The organism is Janthinobacterium sp. GW822-FHT07H11 (assembly GCF_058798615.1).
The window spans coordinates 5,365,628-5,383,515 of the sequence record NZ_CM179507.1 but is presented as its reverse complement, the minus strand read 5'-3'; the positions used below and the strand labels follow the sequence as shown (position 1 = coordinate 5,383,515).

Here is a 17,888-nt window from a genome sequence, read left to right as displayed (position 1 = left end):
AGTGACCGGGCGGGAGCGCGCCCGCTGTCCTGGCTAGGATGACTTGCGTACGCGCAAGTACCATTCGCATAACAGGCGTACCTGCTTGGCCGTATAGCCTTTTTCCACCATGCGGGCGACGAAGTCGGCGTGCTTGTTGGCATCGTCGGCGCTGGCCTTGGCATTGAAGGAAATTACGGGCAGCAATTCCTCCGTATTCGAAAACATTTTCTTTTCGATCACGGTGCGGAACTTCTCGTAACTGGTCCAGGCAGGATTCTTGCCACCGTTCGAGGCCCGCGCGCGCAAGCCGAAGTTCACGATCTCATTGCGGAAGTCCTTCGGATTGGAAATGCCCGCCGGCTTCTCGATCTTCTCGAGTTCGTTGTTCAGCGATTCGCGGTCGAAGCTTTCGCCCGTGTCCGGATCGCGGTATTCCTGGTCCTGTATCCAGAAGTCGGCAAACGTCACATAGCGATCAAAAATGTTTTGCCCGTATTCGGAATAGCTTTCCAGGTAGGCCGTCTGGATTTCCTTGCCGATGAATTCCACGTAGCGCTGCGCCAGGTGCTCCTTAATATAGGAGAAGTAGCGTTGTTCCAGTTCTGGCGGGAATTGTTCGCGCTCGACCTGCTGTTCCAGCACATACAAGAGGTGCACGGGATTGGCGGCCACTTCGGAGTTGTCGAAGTTGAATACTTTCGACAGGATCTTGAAGGCAAAGCGCGTCGACAGGCCGTTCATGCCTTCGTCCACGCCCGCATAGTCGACGTATTCGTGCATGGACTTGGCTTTCGGGTCCGTGTCCTTGAGGTTTTCGCCATCGTAGACGAGCATCTTCGAGAAGATGCTGGAGTTTTCCGGGTCTTTCAGGCGCGACAGGATGGCGAACTGCGCCATCATGCGCAGGGTGCCGGGCGCGCACGGGGCCTTGACCAGCGAGGAATTGGCCACCAGCTTGTCGTAGATCTTGATTTCATCGGTCACGCGCAGGCAGTACGGCACCTTGACTATATAGATACGGTCAAGAAACGCTTCGTTGTTGCGGTTGTTTTTAAACGTCTTCCATTCCGACTCGTTCGAGTGGGCCAGGATGATGCCGTCGAACGGAATCGCGCCAAAGCCTTCCGTGCCCTTGTAGTTGCCTTCCTGCGTGGCCGTCAGCAGCGGATGCAAGACCTTGATCGGGGCCTTGAACATCTCCACGAATTCCATCAGGCCCTGGTTGGCCAGGCACAGGCCGCCGGAATAGCTGTAGGCGTCCGGATCGTCCTGCGCATAGTCTTCCAGCTTGCGGATGTCGACCTTGCCCACCAGCGAGGAAATGTCCTGGTTGTTTTCGTCGCCCGGCTCCGTCTTCGAGATGGCGATCTGTTTCAGCACGGACGGGTAGCGCTTGACGACGCGGAACTGGTTGATGTCGCCATTGTATTCATGCAGGCGCTTGACGGCCCAGGGGCTGGGGATGTTGCGCAGGTAGCGGCGCGGGATGCCGTAATCCTCTTCCAGGATGGTGCCGTCCTCTTCCTCGTTGAACAGGCCCAGCGGCGATTCGTTGACGGGCGAGCCTTTCAGGCAATAGAAGGGCACGTGTTCCATCAGCGACTTGAGCTTTTCCGCGATCGACGACTTGCCGCCGCCGACAGGCCCCAGCAGGTACAGGATCTGCTTGCGCTCTTCCAGCCCTTGCGCCGCATGGCGGAAATACGAGACCACTTGCTCGATGACCTCCTCGGTGCCGTAGAACTCGCGGAAGGCGGGGTAGATCTTGATGACCTTGTTGGCGAAGATGCGCGACAGGCGCGTGTCGTTGCGGGTGTCGACCAGTTGCGGCTCGCCGATGGCGGCCAGCATGCGCTCGGGCGCGCTGGCATAGGTCAGCTTGTCCTTCTTGCACAGGGCCAGGTATTCGGTGAGCGACATTTCCTCTTCCCGGGTGCGCTCGTAGCGTGCTGCGTAGTTGTCAAAAATGGTCATGTCAAATGTCCTTTAATGTAAAACCAACCTGCCAGTCACCATGGCCGCCCGCCTGGCACTCGCCTGGGCTTGCCGCTTGAATTTTCCTTACCCCCGTATCGTTTTTCTTGTTGTTTCAAGCCCGGCTGTCTTTGCGAGTCCGGATTGCCCGGACCAAAAAACTGGCGCTTGATGCCGTGTGCTGACGTGGTCAGCCGGCTTTTTTTTCATGTGCTGATAGCGCTTGAAGCACTTACCCTTACCCCTTGAAATTAATTATTGCTCTAAAGGATCAGGAAGTCAAAAGATATGTCGTAATATCCTTAATACATGTGTGTAAATTATTGATTTAATTGGATAAATCTACAAATTTTCCAGTGATTTCAATGAACTTTTTACTGCTTCTATAATCATCATACGACAATTTGCAGGCCTGCGCCGACGCGGGCCATGCCTGGCCGCGGCGGCCCGGCGCCGGTGAGGGCCGCCATCTTGCGATAAGATGCCTGCATGTTTGATGGCGCCCCGCCCGGGCCTGCCGCCTCGGCGCACCCGCGCCGCAGGGGCGCCAGCCTTTTTATCGTCACCATTTAAGGACCTCCCATGATGAACCCCCCATTGCGCGCGATCGTACGCGGCATGCCGAAAGCCGAATTGCATATCCATATAGAAGGCTCGCTCGAGCCTGAACTGATTTTCGCACTGGCCGAACGCAATGGCGTGCCTCTGGGCTATGAATCTGTGGAACACTTGCGCAGCGCCTATGCTTTTACGGATTTGCAGTCTTTTCTCGACATTTATTACGCTGGCGCAAGCGTTCTCTTGAAAGAGCAGGATTTTTACGATATGACGCGCGCCTACCTGCTGCGCGCCGAGGCCGATAACGTCTTGCACACGGAAATCTTCTTCGACCCGCAAACGCACACGGCGCGCGGCGTGGCCATCGCCGATGTCATCAATGGCATTTACCGCGCCTGCCAGGACAGCCCCGTCAGCGCGGCCCTGATCCTGTGCTTCCTGCGCCATTTGAGCGAGGACGAGGCCTTTGAAACCCTGGAAGACGCGCTGCCGCACCGCGACAAGTTCATCGGCATCGGCCTCGATTCCTCGGAAGTGGGCAACCCGCCCGAGAAATTTTCGCGCGTGTTCGCCCGCTGCCGCGCACTGGGCCTGCACCTGGTGGCCCACGCGGGCGAGGAAGGCCCGCCCGCCTACATCCGCACGGCCCTCGACGACTTGAAAGTCGAACGCATCGACCATGGCGTGCGCTGCCTGGAAGACGCGGACCTGACGGCCCGCCTGGCGCGCGAACAGGTCGCGCTGACCGTTTGCCCGCTGTCGAACACCAAGCTGCGCGTGTTCGACCAGATGCACGACCATAACCTGGTGCAGCTGCTTGACGCCGGCCTGCTGGTGACGGTGAACTCGGACGATCCCGCCTATTTCGGCGGCTACATGAACGACAATTTCGACGCCATCTTCGACGCGCTGCCGCTGGGCCTGTCCCACGCGCAGCGCCTGGCGCGCAATGGTTTCATCGCCGCCTTCCTGCCGCAGGCGGAAAAAGACGCCTTCCTCGCCACCGTCGATGCGTATTTCGCCCAGCACGCCGCCGCCCACGGCGCCACGCAATAAATTCTGATAAAGACCCGCCGCCCATGTTCCGCCTCTCTTTGAAAATGACCGGCCGCGACTGGCGCGCCGGGCAACTGCGTTTCCTGCTCGTCGCCCTGATCGTGGCCGTGGCGGCCCTGTCGGCCGTGGGCTTCTTCGTCGACCGCCTGCGCGCGGGCCTGAACCGCGACGCGCACCAGTTGCTGGGGGCCGACCTGGTCATCAGCGCCGACCAGCCCGTCAATGCCGAATGGCGCGCACAAGCGCAGCAGCGCGGCTTCATCCTGGCCGACACTGTGACCTTTCCCAGCATGGCGCAGGCGGGCCAGGGCGAGCAGTCGACGTCGCAGCTGGCGTCCATCAAGGCCGTCTCGCCCGGCTACCCGCAGCGCGGCAAGCTGAAAATCACCACCAAGGCGAGCGAAGCGCAGGATGCCGTGGGCCAGCCGACGGACCAGGTGCCGGCGCCCGGCACCGTGTGGGTCGATGCGGCGATCCTGTCCAGCCTGAACGCGAAGCTGGGCGACACCCTGACCCTGGGCGACAAGGCATTTACGGTGACGCAACTGATCGCCAGCGAACCGGACCGCGGCGCGTCCTTCCTCAATTTCGCCCCGCGCGTGATGCTGCCCTTGAGCGACCTGGCCGCCACGGCGCTGGTGCAGAACGGCTCGCGCGTGTCATACCGGCTGCTGCTGTCGGCGCCGCCGGCCAAGGCGGCCGAGCTTGTGCAATATCAAGCCTGGCTGGAAAGCCGGATCAAGGCGCAGTCGATAAAAGGCGTGCGCATCGAATCGCTGGAGTCGGGCAGCCCGCAGATGCAATCGACCCTGGACCGCGCCGACCGTTTCCTGTCGCTCGTCGGCCTGCTGTCGGCCATGCTGGCGGCCGTCGCCGTGGCCATGGCGGCGCGCCGCTTCATGCTGCGCCACCTCGATGCCTGCGCCATGCTGCGCTGCCTGGGCCTGACGCAGAACCAGGTCACGGCCATGTACCTGATCGAGTTTTTACTGGTGGGCCTGGCGGGCAGCCTGGTCGGCGTGATGGTGGGCTACGGCGGCCACCTGGTGCTGCTCGAGCTGCTGGGCAAGCTGGTGCAGAGCGACTTGCCGCCCGTTTCCGTGCTGCCCGCGCTGCAGGGCGTGGCCACCGGCATGCTCTTGCTGCTGGGCTTTGCCCTGCCGCCGATTTTGCAATTGCGCAATGTTCCCCATAACCGCGTGATCCGCCGCGAGCAGGAGCCGCCGCAGGCGCTGGCCCTGGCCACCTATGGCCTGGGCATTGCCGCCTTCGTCGTGCTGCTGCTGTGGCAGGCGGGCGACGTCAAGCTGGCCTTGCTGACGGCGGCCGGTTTCCTCGGCGGCTTCGCCCTGTTCGCCCTGGCCGGCTGGCTGGGCATCCGCTCGCTGAAAACCCTGCGCGGCGCTTTCAAGCACCAGGGCTGGCGCTTTGCCGTCACGTCCTTGCAGCGCCGGCCGGGCGCCACCGTGATCCAGGTGGTGTCGCTGGCCCTGGGCCTGATGGCCTTGCTGCTGCTGACGGTGGTGCGCGGCGACCTGATGGTGGCCTGGCGCAACGCCACGCCACCCGACGCGCCGAACCGCTTCATGATCAATATCCTGCCGGAACAAAAAGAGCCGATCGCCGCGCGCCTGGCCCGCGCCGGCGTGGCCAACGCCCCGCTGTATCCGATGATACGCGGCCGGCTGGTGGCCGTGAACGGCAACGCCATCACGGAAAGCACCTACGAGGACGACCGCGCCAAGGGCCTGGCCGACCGCGAATTCAACCTGTCGACGATGGCGGCCATGCAGGAAGAAAACAAGCTGGTGGCGGGCAAGTGGTTCAGCGACAAGCCCGGCGCGCCGGCGGAGGCGTCGGTGGAAGAGGGCATCGCCAAGACCTTGAAGCTGAAACTGGGCGACAAGCTGCGCTTCGACATCGCCGGCCAGAGCGTGGAAGCGGCCATCACGAGTTTGCGCAAGCTGGAATGGGGCTCGATGCGCGTCAACTTCTTTGTCATCCTCAATCCGGCCGCCATGGCGGACACGCCGCAGACGTGGATCACGGCGTTCCACCTGCCGCCCGCGCAGGCGGACCTGGGCAATGCCCTGCTGCGCGACTACCCGAACCTGACGGTGGTCGACGTGGGCGGCGTATTGAAACAGATCCAGGGCGTGCTGGACCAGGTGGTGACGGCCGTCGAATTCCTGTTCGCCTTTACGCTGGCCTCGGGCTTGCTGGTGCTGTATGCGGCGCTGATGGGGTCGCAGGACGAGCGCACGCGCGAAGCGGGCCTGCTGCGCGCGCTGGGCGCCACGCGGCGCCAGCTGGCGCAGGCGCAGCTGATCGAGTTCTCGCTCGTCGGCGCGCTGGCCGGCTTGCTGGCCGCATCGGGCGCGGCGGCCATGGGCTGGGCCCTGGCCACGTACCAGTTCAAGTTCGCCTGGAGCTTCGCGCCCGGCGTGTGGGCCTTCGGCCTGCTGGCCGGCGCCCTGTGCGCGATCGCCGGCGGCTGGCTGGGCTTGCGCAATGTACTCAAGCATCCGCCCTTGCAGACCTTGCGCGCATCCTAGGACGCGATGCTGTCGCCCGCCTGCGCGCGCAGGAACTGGGCGTAGGACGGCGCCGGCTGCGCCAGCAGGTGCGCGGGAAGGTCGAACAGGGCCCAGAAATACGGTTCGCGGCCCTGGCAGATGTGGGGCGCGGCGCAGTAGCGGAACCAGTTTTCGCCGATCTGGCTGGAATACATGCCGTCGCTGTCGGGGTCGGAAAAGTAGGGGATCACGCGCATTTCCAGCAGGGCCAGCAGCAATGAATCGGGCGCGTCACTGTCGCGCGCCATTTCATATTGCGTGTGCAGGCTGCGCTCCGTCTCGATGATCATCAGCCTGGCCTGGCCGTCGCGCGTGAAAAACAGGATGCCGGCGGGATTCGGGAAAATATAGAATTCGACGAAGCCATGGCGCCGGCACAGCTCGTGCACCACGGCGGCCAGGGCTTCGTCTTTCAGGAAACTGTAGTCATGCAGCAATAGCACGTCGCGCACGGTGTCCGATTGTTGCAGGAAGAATTCGCGCTGCAGGGCATGGATTTCCTGTTCCAGGATGTCGAGCGCATCGTCGTCGCTCTTCTTGATGTAGCGGTCGATCAAGCCCCGGTTGAAGGCCGTCACCGCCACCTTTTCATCGGCCGCGCCCGTAAACAGGATTTTCTTGCAGGGCAGGTCGCGCACGGCCTGGCAGAATTCCAGGCCATTCATCTGCGGCATCGAGTAGTCGACCACCAGCACGGACGGCATGGCAAAACGCTGCGCCTGGCCGCTGATGCGCCAGATGCGTTCGATGTCGAGCGCCACGTTGCACTGGTCGGGCAGCAGGTTTTGCGTGTCGAAGTTGACGTGCAGCGGCATGTCGCCCGGGTGCGGGCTATGCCGCAGCCAGTGCAGGGCGCTGCTGGTGTCGTGGAAAGTCTTGCGCGCCAGCGCAGGATCGAGCTGGAACGCCAGGCTTTTCAGGAAAGAGTCGCTGTCGTCGATCAGGACGGTCAGCGTGGGATGGGTGTAGACGGGCAGTTGCATGCGTCACCTCGCGCGGTGGATGGGGGGGAAGCGGCTGGGCACCGGTTGCGGAAACTCCAGCACGAAGATGGTGTAGGCGCCTTCCCGCGCGATGCAGCTGATGCGCGCCTGCCAGGCCTGCATGATTTGCCGGCACAGGGCCAGGCCGACGCCGCTGCCGTTGTGCGCGGGATAGGAATAGAAACGGTCGAAGATCAGCGGCAGGCGGTTGCGCGCGATGCCGCAGCCCGTATCGATGAACAGCAGGCGCGGCACGGGGCGCGCGCCATCGATGATGATGCGCACGCGGCCCTTGCCGGCCCGCTGGATGGCTTTCAAGGCATTGCGCAGCAGGTTCAGCAGGATCACCACGCACAGCTCGGATTGGCCGGGAAAGGTGAAATCGGCGCGTACATCGACCCTGACGATGTCGCGCTGCGCCGTGCTGGTGAACGGATAGCGGCGCAGGACGGCCGCCACGCTGTCGTGCATGGCCACCGCTTCGCTCGCTTCGAGCTTGCGGTTGACGGCGCTGGCGCTGAGCAGGAACAGGTCGATCATGTGGTGCATATGGCGCACTTCGAACTGGATGCGCGCCAGCGCTTCCTGGCTGGGGGCGTCCGGCACCAATTCTTGCGCTTCGCCTTGCAGCCGGCGTTGCAGGCCGCGCACATTGGCTTCGACGCTGACCAGCGGCGTGCGCAATTCGTGCGCCACGCTGCCCAGGCCCGCGGCCAGGCCCGCCAGCTTTTCCTGCGCGCCCACGTGGCGCCCCACCTTGACCACCGACAGCACGGCAATCGTGAACCAGTGCACGGGCAACTGCTGCAATACCTCGCGGCTGAGCAGGAAGGCGGGATCGCCAGCGAGGGCAAAGGCCAGGCAGGCCAGTACGGTGCCGCCCAGGTAGGCCAGCACGGCGATGCGCGTATCGAAATGGAACAGCACGACCAGCGCCACCAGCAGCGAATGCGCCCACAGGGCCGACGCGTGGTTCATCAGGAACATATACGTGAAAAAGAAGGGCAGTTCGAAGGTCAGGCCCAGGAACAGGTAGAGGCTGAAGCCGGTATTGCTGAAGCGCCCGGGCCACAGCGCGGGCAGGAACAGCGCGGCGGCCACCGCGCGCAGGGCCAGCGATTCGTACTCCTGCGGAAAACTGTAGTGCCACAGCGTGTAATACAGGGGCATGCCGAGCGCCCCGATGACTGCCAGCATGCGCACCTGCGCACGCCGCATGGGCGTGTGTTCGATGGCATCGTGGAAATGCAGGAAAGGCTGGAAGATCTTGCCTTGCCATCGTTTTCCCGTCGGGGACTGCGCATGCGTCATGGTGGAGGGGCGTGTTCGTTGAGGCGAATCAATACAACATGATCGGCGTGTTCTTCCTGAAAAAGAGCCGTATCGCACTAACTGTTGAGATGTATCAATCTCGTGCCGGATGGCTCGCGCATGTTGGACGCGGTAGTTCCCACCGCAACCATTCCAGGAGTCCTCCATGTCGAACGCCCTTTTCCCCCTGTCTTCCGCCGCTGTCCACGCTGAACAATGCTTGCCGGCCTTCGTGCGCCAGCGCATGGACGAGCACTATGTCGAGCGCATTGAAAAGCTGCTGGGCGGCGAACACTTGCATGAGTGGCAAGCGATGCCGGCCGGTGCGGTCATGCTGGCAGGTAATGATTACTTGCATATCGCCGGCGAGGCGGCCCTGCTGGCGGCCCAGGCGCAAGTGTTGCAGGGCGGCGGCGCCATGCTGATGTCGTCCGTCTTCCTGCAGGACGGCAGCCGCCAGCACCGGCTCGAGCGCAAGCTGGCGGACTTCCTCGGCAGCGAGGCCTGCGTGCTGGCGCAGTCGGGCTGGGCGGCCAACGTGGGCTTGCTGCAAAGCCTGGCCGGGCCCGGCATTCCCGTGTACCTGGACATGCAGGCGCATGCCTCATTGTGGGAAGGCGTGCAATCGGCGCAAGCCGTGCCCGTGGCCTTCCTGCACAACGATGGCGCCCACCTGCAGCGCCAGATCGACAAGCATGGTCCCGGCATCATCGTCGTCGATGCGCTGTACAGCACCAACGGCAGCGTGGCGCCGCTGCTGGACATGGTGGAGATCGCCGAGCGCAGCGGCAGCATGCTGATCGTCGACGAGTCGCATTCGCTGGGCACGCACGGTCCCCAGGGCACGGGACTGGTGGTGGAGCTGGGCCTGGCCGACAGGGTGCATTTCCGCACGGCCTCGCTGGCCAAGGCCTTTGCGGGCCGGGCCGGGCTGATCACCTGTTCCGCCCGTTTCAAGGGGTATTTCCTGTCCGCCTCGCGGCCCGCCATCTTCAGTTCCTGCCTGCTCGAGCATGAACTGGCCTGGTTTGATGCGGCGCTCGGTTTCATCCGCGCCGCCGACGGCCGTCGCGCCGCCCTGCGCCGCCACAGCGTGCAGCTGCGCCAGGGCTTGATGGATCTCGGCTACAACGTCAGCGATGGCACCGAGCAGATCATCGCGCTGGAGGCGGGCAGCGAACCGGACACCCTGATCCTGCGCAAGGCGCTGGAACGGCACGGCATCTATGGCGCCGTCTTTTGCGCGCCCGCCACGCCGAAGAACCGCGCGCTGGTGCGCCTGACCCTGAATGCGGGCTTGCGCGAGGACGAGTGCGCCAGGGTGCTGGCCGCCTGCGCCGCCATCCGCGACGAGGTGGGCATGGCGCGCTGGCCATCGACGCGGCGTATGCGCAAGCTGGCGCTGGTGTAGGGGCGGCGCCTCAGCCGCTGGCGGGCTGGCTGCCGGCGATGCCGGCCAGCAGCATGGACAGCGGTGCCAGCTGTTGCGCGCTGGCGCTGCCCAGCAATTCCTGGCCCAGCGCCTGCGCCGTCACGTCGGCATGGGCCAGCAGGGCCTGTCCCGCCTCGGTGATGACGGCGTAGCCGACGCGGGCATCGCGCGCATCGGCCTGGCGCGCCACCAGGCCGATCTTTTCCAGCGGCATCAGCGAGCGCGTGATGCCCGACGCCGTCAGCGCCAGGCGCTCGGCCAGGTCGATGCGGCGCAGGCGGCCGCCCGGTGCGCGCTGCAAGTGGTACAGCAATTGATAATCGCCAAAGCTCAGGCCATGCAGATTGCCCAGGATGCTGTCGAAGCGGCGCACGATGAGCGCCTGGGCGCGCGCCAGGCGCAGGCAGAAGTCCAGCGCGCCGGCGCCGTCCGGCGCAGGGGGAGGGTGTTGCATAATGACATCCTTTCAATTCGCTGCGAAGTGCTTGAGTGCGCAAGTGTAACCGATGGCAATTCAATACAGCGCCTGGCCCTGCTCCCGCAACTGCGCCAGGTGCAGCGCCAGCAGGGCGTCCAGTTCGGCGTCCGCATCGAAGGCGGGGTCGTCGGGCAGCGTGACGGTATCGAGCAGCTCAAGGCGGAACGCCGCCTCGCCGTCGCGCCGCCAGTCCGCCTGCAGGCCGGCGTTGCGGTGCGTGCCCAGCGTGAGTTCGAAGCGGTGGCGGTTCAGCGCGCCGGGCGCATTGCGGCTGCGTTCGAGCAGGGTGCGCCCGCTGGGCAGGTGCTGCAGCGCGATGATGCCCAGTGCGGGTGCCTGTTGCCGGTAGGCCGCTTTCAGGGCCGCTTGTCGTGTTTTATCCATGGCGAAGCTTTCTCAAGGTGAAGATATCGAAGGGGTGCCCGCGATGCGGGGAATGTCGGTCCACAGGGCGGCAGCCACGGCGGCGGCCAGCAGCAGGGCGCCGCCGCCGCAGAACAGCTCGCCCACGCTGACGTGGCGCAGCAGCGCGCCCGTGGCCGCCGCCGACAGCGGCGCCAGCCCCAGGAAGATGCCCATGAACACAGCCATCGCCCGGCCCAGCATGGCGGGCGCCACGCGCCGCTGTATCCACGTAAAGATGGCCACCTGCAAGTAACCGGACAGCAGGCCCGTGACGGCCAGCAGGGCCGCGCCGTGCCAGGCCGTGCTGATTTGTCCCAGCGCCATCAGCAGGCAGCCCACGATGGCGTCGGCGAGCAGCAGGGTGGCGCCGAAATGGCGGCGCAGCCAGGTGCCGCCCAGGCTGGAGGACAGCATGCCGGCCAGGGTGCCCGCGCCGTGCGCGCCCACCAGCAGGCCCAGCGCCGGGGCGCCATGCAGGCGCTCGCTGGCCAGCACGGGCAAGGCCACCTGCAGCGGCCCCATGACGAAGAAGGCCACCACGGCCCAGTAGGCATAACAGCTGCGCAGGGGCAGGTCGCGCCACACCATGGCCAGGCCCGCCGCCATGTCGCGCCACATGCCTTGCGCCGTGGCCGCCGCTGCCAGGGGCTGCAGCTTGACTTGGCGCAAGGTCCAGGCGGAAAACACAAACGTCAGCGCATCGATGGCAAAGGCGGCGGCCAGCGCCGCCATGGAGGTGTGCTGCCCGTTACCGTGGGCACCCAGCACGAGCGCCGCCAGCAGGGGACCGGCCAGCAAGGACAGCTGGCGCACCCCCATCTGCAAGCCATTGGCTTTCTGCAATGATGATGCAGGCACGGCTTGCGGCAGGATGGCCGTGCCGGCCGGAATGCCAAAGGCGGACGCGATGCCGAGCGCCAGCGCGGCCGCATACGCGAGCGCCAGGCTGGCCTGGTCCAGCCATAGCATCCCGGACAGGGCCAGCAGGATGGCGGCGTTCGCATATTTGCTCAGCAGCAGCACGCGCCGGGGCGAGTAGCGGTCGGCGATGGTGCCGCCCAGCAAGATGAGCACGGCGCGCGGTGCCCCCATCAGGGCCACGGCGATGCCCAGGCTGAGGCTATCGCCTGTCAGGCTCAGCACGAGCCAGGGCAGGGCAAGCAGGCTGAACTGGTCACCCAGCATGGAAACGAGGCCGCCGCCCAGCAGCCAGCGGAAGTTGGTATTGCGCAGCAAATCGGTGTCTGTGGCGGATGGCATGTTGGTCTTGTTCCTGTTTAAAAATTGCATAGTAGTTGATATAAGCTTGAGTGGTCAAGTATATTGCCATTTATTGCGGCAAGGGCCGCAGGCGCCGCGTGGGGCACCTGCGCTTGCGCTATCATGGCGGCCATGACTGATACCACTGCCCCCACCCTGTACGAGACCATCGGCGGCGCCCCCGTGCTGCGCGACATGGTCGACCGTTTTTATGACTTGATGGAGCTCGAGCCCGAGTTCGCCGGCATCCGCGTCATGCATCCGCCTTCGACGGAAGGTTCGCGCGACAAGCTGTATTTCTTCCTGACGGGCTGGATGGGCGGACCGGACTTGTATATCGAGAAATTCGGCCACCCGCGCCTGCGCGCCCGCCACTTGCCCTACGCCATAGGCACCAGCGAGCGCGACCAGTGGCTGCGCGCCATGGCCTGGGCCATGGAAGACACGGGCATCGAAGAATCCTTGCGCGTGCGCCTGATGGAGTCGTTCTACCAGACGGCCGACTGGATGCGCAACAAAGCTGACTGATCCCATGAGCCCTATCGAGTTTTACAGCCTGCTGGGCGCCGCCATCGCCGCCATCGTCCTGTTGCTCTTGCTGCTGCTGCGCCCCCGTGGCGCGGCCGGCGACGGCGCCACCACCCTGGCGCTGGTGCAGCAGCACCAGCAGCAAAGCCTGGAACGCATCGACCGGGTCGAGCGCGAAGTGCGGCTGCAGCTGCAGGCGTCGGCGCAAGCCACGCGGCAAGACCTGGCGGCCGGCCTGGCGCAATTCCAGGCGGCCACCCTGCAACAGCTCGACAGCCTGCGCACGCAGATGCAGGCGCAGGGCAAGGTCGGGCGCGAGGAACAGGCGCAAAGCCTGGCGCGCTTTGCCGACAGCACCAATCAAACCTTGTCCCAGCTGACGGAATCGCATGCGCAGCGCATGCTGGAAGTGCGCGCCACGCTGGAAAACAAGATCCGCGACTTGCAGGCCGACAACGGCGCGCGCCTGGAAGAGATGCGCAAGACGGTCGATGAAAAACTGCACGCGACGCTGGAAACGCGGCTTTCCGCCTCGTTCCAGCAAGTGTCGGAGCGGCTGGAAAAAGTCCACCAGGGGCTCGGTGAAATGCAGCAGCTGGCGCTGGGCGTGGGCGACCTGAAGCGGGTGCTTACCAACGTCAAGACGCGCGGAACGTGGGGTGAGGTGCAGCTGGAAATGCTGCTGGAGCAGGTGCTCACTGTCGAACAGTATGCGAAGAACGTGGAAACCGTGCGCGGCAGCGGCGCGCGCGTGGAATTTGCCCTGAAATTGCCGGGCATGGTCGAGGGCGGTCCGCCCGTGTGGATGCCGATCGACGCGAAATTCCCCAAGGAGCAATACGAACGCCTGGTGGAGGCGGCCGAGCGGGCCGACGCCGACGGCGTGGCCCTGGCCGGGCGCGAGCTGGAACGGGCCGTGCGCGGCGAGGCGAAAACCATCGCCGAGAAATACCTGGCGCCGCCGCAGACCACCGACTTTGCCATCCTCTTCCTGCCCACGGAAGGTTTATATGCGGAAGTGATGCGCCGGCCCGGCCTGGCCGACGAACTGCAGCGCGTGCACCGTGTCAGCATCGCCGGACCGTCGACCCTGACGGCCTTGCTCAACAGCCTGCAGATGGGTTTCCGCACGCTGGCGCTGGAAAAGCGTTCGTCCGAAGTGTGGCAGGTGCTCGGTGCCGTCAAGACGGAGTTCGGCAAGTTCGGCGACGTGCTGTCGCAAACCAAGCTGACCCTGGAGCGGGCGGCGAAAAATATCGAAAGCGCGGAAGTGCGCAGCCGGCAGATGGCGCGCAAGCTCAAATCCGTGGAAGCCTTGCCGGGCGAGGCGGCCGCCTTGCTACTGGGTAAGGCGGACGGCGAATAGCACCGCCCTGTTCGCCGCAGGGGCCGGCTAAGCCTGTGGTTCCTGCTCCATCTGGAGCTTGACGATTACAGCGGTGATGCTGCCTGGCGCATCGAGTTCGCGCCGCGCCAGCGCGCGCATGGCGTCATTCGCCAGGCCGGCCAGCAAGGCGGCGCACAGCGCGTCGGCCTCGGCGGCCTGTTCCTGGCCGCGCAGTACGGCAGCGGCGATCCACACCTCTTTCACCAGATTCGTCAACTCCGCCGCCAGGCGCGGTGCCGTGCCCGGCGCAGGAAGCAGGGGCTGGCTGGCGGCCAGGGCATTGACAGTCTCGAGCTCTGCCAGCGGGGCGCGGCAGCGGTAGCGCTCCGCCAGCGCAAAATTGCCCGTTTCGACGACGGCTGGCAGCGCTTGCCAGGCGTACCGGCGCGCCAGTTCCGGTGCGCTGGCGTCCAGCCGGGCGAACAGGTTGGCGGTGGAATGGACATCGCCCAGCGTCTCGTTCATTTCGACGATAAGAGAAAAACGCGATACGCGCCCGGACGCGTTGCTGGCCGGCGGCACGCTGCTGTCGTGGCGTCCGAAATCGCGCTCGCCTGACAGCAGCAGCCGTATTTGTGCATCACGCTCCAGCTGCAGCGCGGTGTACGCCGGCGCGTAGGCCTCGGCCAAAAACTTCCACTCCAGCATGGGGATGAAATAGCTCGACCTTGCCGGATTCACGACTCGTCCGGCGTCGGCGAACAGCTGCAGCAGCAGCGGCAGCGCTTCCGCATGCCGGCCTTCCCTGCGTAGCGCAGTCATGCGTGTCAAACGGCTATCGATATCGGGCATGGCGGTCCTTGTCTGGAATGCATCATAGTAACAAGTCCGCAGCCGGCTGGCTACGCCTCAGGCGGCATGCTTGCCGGCCTGGCGCTTGCTGGCGGCGAAGGCCGTCAGCGCCAGCCCCGCCAGCAGCATGGCCCAGGTGTGCGGTTCGGGCACGGCCGGCAAGACAGTCGGGACGGTGGGCGGCAAGGTAGGCAGGATCACGGTCGGCGGCACGATGATGCTGCTGCCCTGGTCTGGCGGCCTGCCGCCACCACCACCTCCGCCGCCGCCGCCCATGCCGGCCGGTGTCGCGATGGCGCCGGCCGTACGCACATAATCGAAGGGCAGGAAAGGAGTGCTGGCCACCTCGGGCGGCATGGCGCCGCCCGTGAAGGAGCCGCCGCGCAAGGCGTCGGGATTGTCGATCACGGGCACGCCTGCCGCTTCCGGGGCGGCGGGCGCGGCGGCAACCGGGGCGCCACCGCCGCCGCCGGCACCGCCTGCCGCCGCCGGCGCCGAGGCCGGCGCCTGCGTGATGCGGCTGACGTTGCGGCAGATGGTCGGCACCAGGATGCACTGGCCCTGCACGCAATACACGAGCCCCCGTTCCTGCATCTGCTCGCTCCATCCCGCGCGCGTGACATTGCGGCACACGCGGCCAGGGCCGAAATGCATCTCGCTGATGCGCGCGTTGTAGTTGCCCTTGCCGCGGATGGCGTCGCGGCTGATCACGACGATTTCATCGTACTGGCGCGCGCGCATGCGCTCCTTCAGTTGTTCGCGCACCTGCGGCGCGATATCCGTATACCGGTCGACGGCGGCCACCACATCGCCCATGAACGGGTCGACGCCGGGGCGGTTCCAGTTGCAGTTATCGAGCACGTCGGCACGGGCCATGCCTTTCGCGCTGGCGGGCAAGGGGGCCAGGGACAACATGCCAAATATGACTGCCGCACCCAGCATGCAGGTGCCCGCTATCCATGGGCCGTGTTTCATTGGTAGTTTCCTCGTGAAAACAATATCAAAATTGAACTTTTTTGTACGAGTTCGAATGTTATCACCGAAGAAACTTCAATATCAACTAATAAATAAAATTATTGCAATTTATGTTGTATTTTTTAATATTTTACATTGGGAAATAATTAATATTATTATCTCGATAGTGGAATGGCTGCCCGCCGGGGGAAATTGATTGCGAAGGGGCAATACAAGCGGCCCGCGCAAGGCGGGCCGTCGTGGAAGGGAGGGGGGACGTCGAATGCGGCCCGGCCAGCGCGTCAGCCTGGCCGGGAGTACGGCATCAGGTCAATCCATGGAACAGCACGATATCGACCAGGTCGCCGGCGGCGACATGGCCTTGTGCTGCGTGCAGCACGATCATGCAATTGGCTTGCGTCATCGAGCGCAGGATGCCCGAGCCTTGCGCGCCCGTCACGCGCACGTGCTGGCGCCCGTCCGCGCCCCGCTCGACGATGCCGCGCTGGTATTCCGTGCGCCCCCGCTTCTTGCGGATGGGCGCTTGCGCCGCCGCCTGCAGCAGGGGCAGATTCGCCGTCTCCGCATCGGCGCCCATCAGGCGCAGCAGGGTGGGGCGCGCCAGGAAATAAAACGTCGCCATCACGGCCACCGGATTGCCGGGCAAGCCCAGCAGCAAGGCCGTGTCGCCCTCGCTGGCAATCCGGCCAAAGGCCATGGGGCGGCCCGGGCGCATGTTGATCTGCCAGAAGGCCACGTCACCGAGGCGCGCCAGGATCTCGCGCGTAAAATCGGCCGCGCCGCTGGACACGCCGCCCGAGGTGATGATCACGTCGGCCTTGGCGCAGGCGCCGCGCAGGGCCGCTTCCAGCGCTTGCGGCTGGTCCTTGACGATGCCCATGTCGAGCACCTCGCAGCCGAGGCGCGTCAGCATGCCCAGCAGGGTGTAGCGGTTGCTGTCGTAGATGCAGCCGGCGTCGAGCGACTCGCCGAGCGAGCGCAATTCGTCGCCCGTGGAAAAGAAGGCCACGCGCAGCCGGCGCCGCACGGGCACGGTGGCGATGCCCAGCGAGGCCAGCAAACCCAGTTCGGCCGGACCCAGGCGCTTGCCCTGCAGCAGGGCCGGCTGGCCCTGCATCAAGTCTTCGCCCTTGAAGCGCCGGTTGTCGCCGGGGCGGATGCAGTCCGGCGCCAGCGTGATGCTGGTTTCGCCCGCTTGCAGCACGAGTTCCTGCGGCACCACGCTGTCGCAGCCGTCGGGCATGACGGCGCCCGTCATGATGCGCGCGCATTGACCGCGCCCCACGTTGACGGTGCCGGGACGGCCGGCCAGGATGGTGTCGACCACGGTGAGGGTGACAGCAGTGTCGCCGCCCAGGTCAGCCCCGTAAAGCGCATAGCCATCCATGGCGGAATTGTCGTGCGCGGGCACGCTGATGGGCGAGACGATGTCGGCCGCCAGGATGCGCTCGAGCGCCTGCGGCAGCGGCAGATGTTCAAGCTCAGCGACGGGCGCCACGGCATCGGCCAGGATGGCTTGTGCCTGCGGCACGGACAAGCCTTGCGCCTGCAGCGCGGCCAGCTCGTCCGGGGTATTGATGTTGCCGAAGGCGGCACCGTCCTCGAACAGCACTTCGGCCAGCTTCAAGGGGCCATGCCAGGTGCGCATGCGGCGCTCGCCGCCGCGCAGGTAGGCATCGAGCTGGGACAGGGCCGATGTTTTCACCAGGCAAAAGACGGGATGGGGACGGCGCACCGTCGCTCCCGTCGCCGGGTCGAGCTCTTCGGTGACGGCGATGGCCAGGTCGGCATTGTCCTGCGTCAAGCCGGCCGCCAGGCGCGCCGCCAGGTCGGGCGGCAGCAGGGGCGAGTCGCATGGCACGCACAGCAGGTAGGGCGTATCGGCGTGCCGCATGCCGCTGTGCAAGCCAGCCAGCGGGCCCAGCTGGCCAGGCAGCAGGTCGGGCCACACGGGCAGGCCGAAGCGGGCGTAGTCTGCGGCATGTGCGTTGGCGCTGATGGCCAGCCGGCCCACTTGCGGCGCCAGGCGCTGCAGTACGTGGCGGGCCAGGGGTTGGCCATGCAGGGGCAGCATGCCCTTGTCGCCGTGGCCCATGCGCGTGCCGAGGCCGCCTGCCAGGACCAGGCCGGTAATGAGTTGTTTATCGATCATGTTCATTGGTAGTTGAGGCGCATCCGCCATGGTAGCAGC

Annotated in this window: 14 protein-coding genes; 5 read left to right on the top strand and 9 right to left on the bottom strand. The window is 65.2% G+C overall.

The annotated features are described in order from the left end of the window. Positions 1-33: 33 nt before the first annotated feature. Positions 34-1,956 (bottom strand): PrkA family serine protein kinase, encoded by a 1,923-nt coding sequence (locus AC3RCJ_RS23715; RefSeq protein WP_492964378.1) that lies wholly within the window; start codon positions 1,954-1,956, stop codon positions 34-36. 582 nt (positions 1,957-2,538) lie between these two features. On the opposite strand from AC3RCJ_RS23715, the gene AC3RCJ_RS23710 reads away from it, so the two are divergent. Both AC3RCJ_RS23710 and AC3RCJ_RS23705 read left to right on the top strand, forming a co-directional pair. Then, entirely contained in the window at positions 2,539-3,570 is a 1,032-nt protein-coding gene (locus AC3RCJ_RS23710; protein WP_492964379.1) for an adenosine deaminase, read from the top strand. 23 nt (positions 3,571-3,593) lie between these two features. After that, on the top strand, positions 3,594-6,125 hold the full coding sequence (locus tag AC3RCJ_RS23705; protein WP_492964380.1) for an ABC transporter permease: 2,532 nt from the start codon (positions 3,594-3,596) through the stop codon (positions 6,123-6,125). Here the strand turns inward: AC3RCJ_RS23705 and AC3RCJ_RS23700 are convergent. After that, positions 6,122-7,129, bottom strand: a complete 1,008-nt coding sequence (locus tag AC3RCJ_RS23700; protein WP_492964381.1) for a response regulator — start codon at positions 7,127-7,129, stop codon at positions 6,122-6,124. The genes AC3RCJ_RS23705 and AC3RCJ_RS23700 overlap by 4 nt on opposite strands. Before the next feature lie 3 nt (positions 7,130-7,132). Next, positions 7,133-8,440: a sensor histidine kinase gene (locus AC3RCJ_RS23695; protein WP_492964382.1), complete on the bottom strand. Its 1,308-nt coding sequence runs from the start codon at positions 8,438-8,440 to the stop codon at positions 7,133-7,135. Between the two features lie 166 nt (positions 8,441-8,606). Here AC3RCJ_RS23695 and cqsA point away from each other — a divergent pair, with 166 nt between their 5' ends. Further along, positions 8,607-9,851: an alpha-hydroxyketone-type quorum-sensing autoinducer synthase gene (gene cqsA, locus AC3RCJ_RS23690; RefSeq protein WP_492964383.1), complete on the top strand. Its 1,245-nt coding sequence runs from the start codon at positions 8,607-8,609 to the stop codon at positions 9,849-9,851. 10 nt (positions 9,852-9,861) lie between these two features. On the opposite strand, the gene AC3RCJ_RS23685 is transcribed toward cqsA, so the two are convergent. The 3 genes from AC3RCJ_RS23685 to AC3RCJ_RS23675 are packed head-to-tail and all read right to left on the bottom strand — an operon-like array spanning position 9,862 to position 12,015. After that, on the bottom strand, positions 9,862-10,326 hold the full coding sequence (locus AC3RCJ_RS23685; protein ID WP_492964384.1) for a MarR family winged helix-turn-helix transcriptional regulator: 465 nt from the start codon (positions 10,324-10,326) through the stop codon (positions 9,862-9,864). 60 nt (positions 10,327-10,386) lie between these two features. Then, positions 10,387-10,734 carry a GIY-YIG nuclease family protein gene (locus AC3RCJ_RS23680; protein ID WP_492964385.1) on the bottom strand — a complete coding sequence of 116 codons (348 nt, stop codon included), beginning with the start codon at positions 10,732-10,734 and terminating at the stop codon, positions 10,387-10,389. A 12-nt stretch (positions 10,735-10,746) separates the two neighbouring features. Further along, positions 10,747-12,015 carry an MFS transporter gene (locus tag AC3RCJ_RS23675; protein ID WP_492964386.1) on the bottom strand — a complete coding sequence of 423 codons (1,269 nt, stop codon included), beginning with the start codon at positions 12,013-12,015 and terminating at the stop codon, positions 10,747-10,749. Positions 12,016-12,147: 132 nt separating this feature from the next. Between AC3RCJ_RS23675 and AC3RCJ_RS23670 the strand changes: the two genes are divergently transcribed. Beyond that, positions 12,148-12,543 (top strand): group II truncated hemoglobin, encoded by a 396-nt coding sequence (locus AC3RCJ_RS23670; protein ID WP_492964387.1) that lies wholly within the window; start codon positions 12,148-12,150, stop codon positions 12,541-12,543. A 4-nt stretch (positions 12,544-12,547) separates the two neighbouring features. Then, a complete protein-coding gene (locus AC3RCJ_RS23665; RefSeq protein ID WP_492964388.1) occupies positions 12,548-13,909 on the top strand; it encodes a DNA recombination protein RmuC in 1,362 nt (453 codons plus the stop codon). A 27-nt stretch (positions 13,910-13,936) separates the two neighbouring features. On the opposite strand, the gene AC3RCJ_RS23660 is transcribed toward AC3RCJ_RS23665, so the two are convergent. The 3 genes from AC3RCJ_RS23660 to moeA all read right to left on the bottom strand — a co-directional run bounded on the left by AC3RCJ_RS23660 (position 13,937) and on the right by moeA (position 17,849). After that, the gene (locus tag AC3RCJ_RS23660) at positions 13,937-14,692 is read right to left on the bottom strand and encodes a hypothetical protein (protein ID WP_492964389.1); all 756 of its coding nucleotides are present in this window, start codon (positions 14,690-14,692) and stop codon (positions 13,937-13,939) included. Positions 14,693-14,779: 87 nt separating this feature from the next. Continuing rightward, positions 14,780-15,697: an MHFG family PEP-CTERM protein gene (locus AC3RCJ_RS23655; RefSeq protein ID WP_492965244.1), complete on the bottom strand. Its 918-nt coding sequence runs from the start codon at positions 15,695-15,697 to the stop codon at positions 14,780-14,782. A gap of 304 nt (positions 15,698-16,001) precedes the next feature. Further along, positions 16,002-17,849, bottom strand: coding sequence for a molybdopterin molybdotransferase MoeA (gene moeA, locus AC3RCJ_RS23650; protein ID WP_492964722.1), 1,848 nt, complete (start codon positions 17,847-17,849; stop codon positions 16,002-16,004). Positions 17,850-17,888 lie beyond the last annotated feature (39 nt).

Excerpts from the sequence above, each read along its gene's own strand:
- AC3RCJ_RS23715 (WP_492964378.1), bottom strand. The coding sequence starts at position 1,956 with ATGACCATTTTTGACAACTACGCAGCACGCTACGAGCGCACCCGGGAA.
- AC3RCJ_RS23710 (WP_492964379.1), top strand. The coding sequence starts at position 2,539 with ATGATGAACCCCCCATTGCGCGCGATCGTACGCGGCATGCCGAAAGCC.
- AC3RCJ_RS23705 (WP_492964380.1), top strand. The coding sequence starts at position 3,594 with ATGTTCCGCCTCTCTTTGAAAATGACCGGCCGCGACTGGCGCGCCGGG.
- AC3RCJ_RS23700 (WP_492964381.1), bottom strand. The coding sequence starts at position 7,129 with ATGCAACTGCCCGTCTACACCCATCCCACGCTGACCGTCCTGATCGAC.
- AC3RCJ_RS23695 (WP_492964382.1), bottom strand. The coding sequence starts at position 8,440 with ATGACGCATGCGCAGTCCCCGACGGGAAAACGATGGCAAGGCAAGATC.
- cqsA (WP_492964383.1), top strand. The coding sequence starts at position 8,607 with ATGTCGAACGCCCTTTTCCCCCTGTCTTCCGCCGCTGTCCACGCTGAA.
- AC3RCJ_RS23685 (WP_492964384.1), bottom strand. The coding sequence starts at position 10,326 with ATGCAACACCCTCCCCCTGCGCCGGACGGCGCCGGCGCGCTGGACTTC.
- AC3RCJ_RS23680 (WP_492964385.1), bottom strand. The coding sequence starts at position 10,734 with ATGGATAAAACACGACAAGCGGCCCTGAAAGCGGCCTACCGGCAACAG.
- AC3RCJ_RS23675 (WP_492964386.1), bottom strand. The coding sequence starts at position 12,015 with ATGCCATCCGCCACAGACACCGATTTGCTGCGCAATACCAACTTCCGC.
- AC3RCJ_RS23670 (WP_492964387.1), top strand. The coding sequence starts at position 12,148 with ATGACTGATACCACTGCCCCCACCCTGTACGAGACCATCGGCGGCGCC.
- AC3RCJ_RS23665 (WP_492964388.1), top strand. The coding sequence starts at position 12,548 with ATGAGCCCTATCGAGTTTTACAGCCTGCTGGGCGCCGCCATCGCCGCC.
- AC3RCJ_RS23660 (WP_492964389.1), bottom strand. The coding sequence starts at position 14,692 with ATGACTGCGCTACGCAGGGAAGGCCGGCATGCGGAAGCGCTGCCGCTG.
- AC3RCJ_RS23655 (WP_492965244.1), bottom strand. The coding sequence starts at position 15,697 with ATGAAACACGGCCCATGGATAGCGGGCACCTGCATGCTGGGTGCGGCA.
- moeA (WP_492964722.1), bottom strand. The coding sequence starts at position 17,849 with ATGATCGATAAACAACTCATTACCGGCCTGGTCCTGGCAGGCGGCCTC.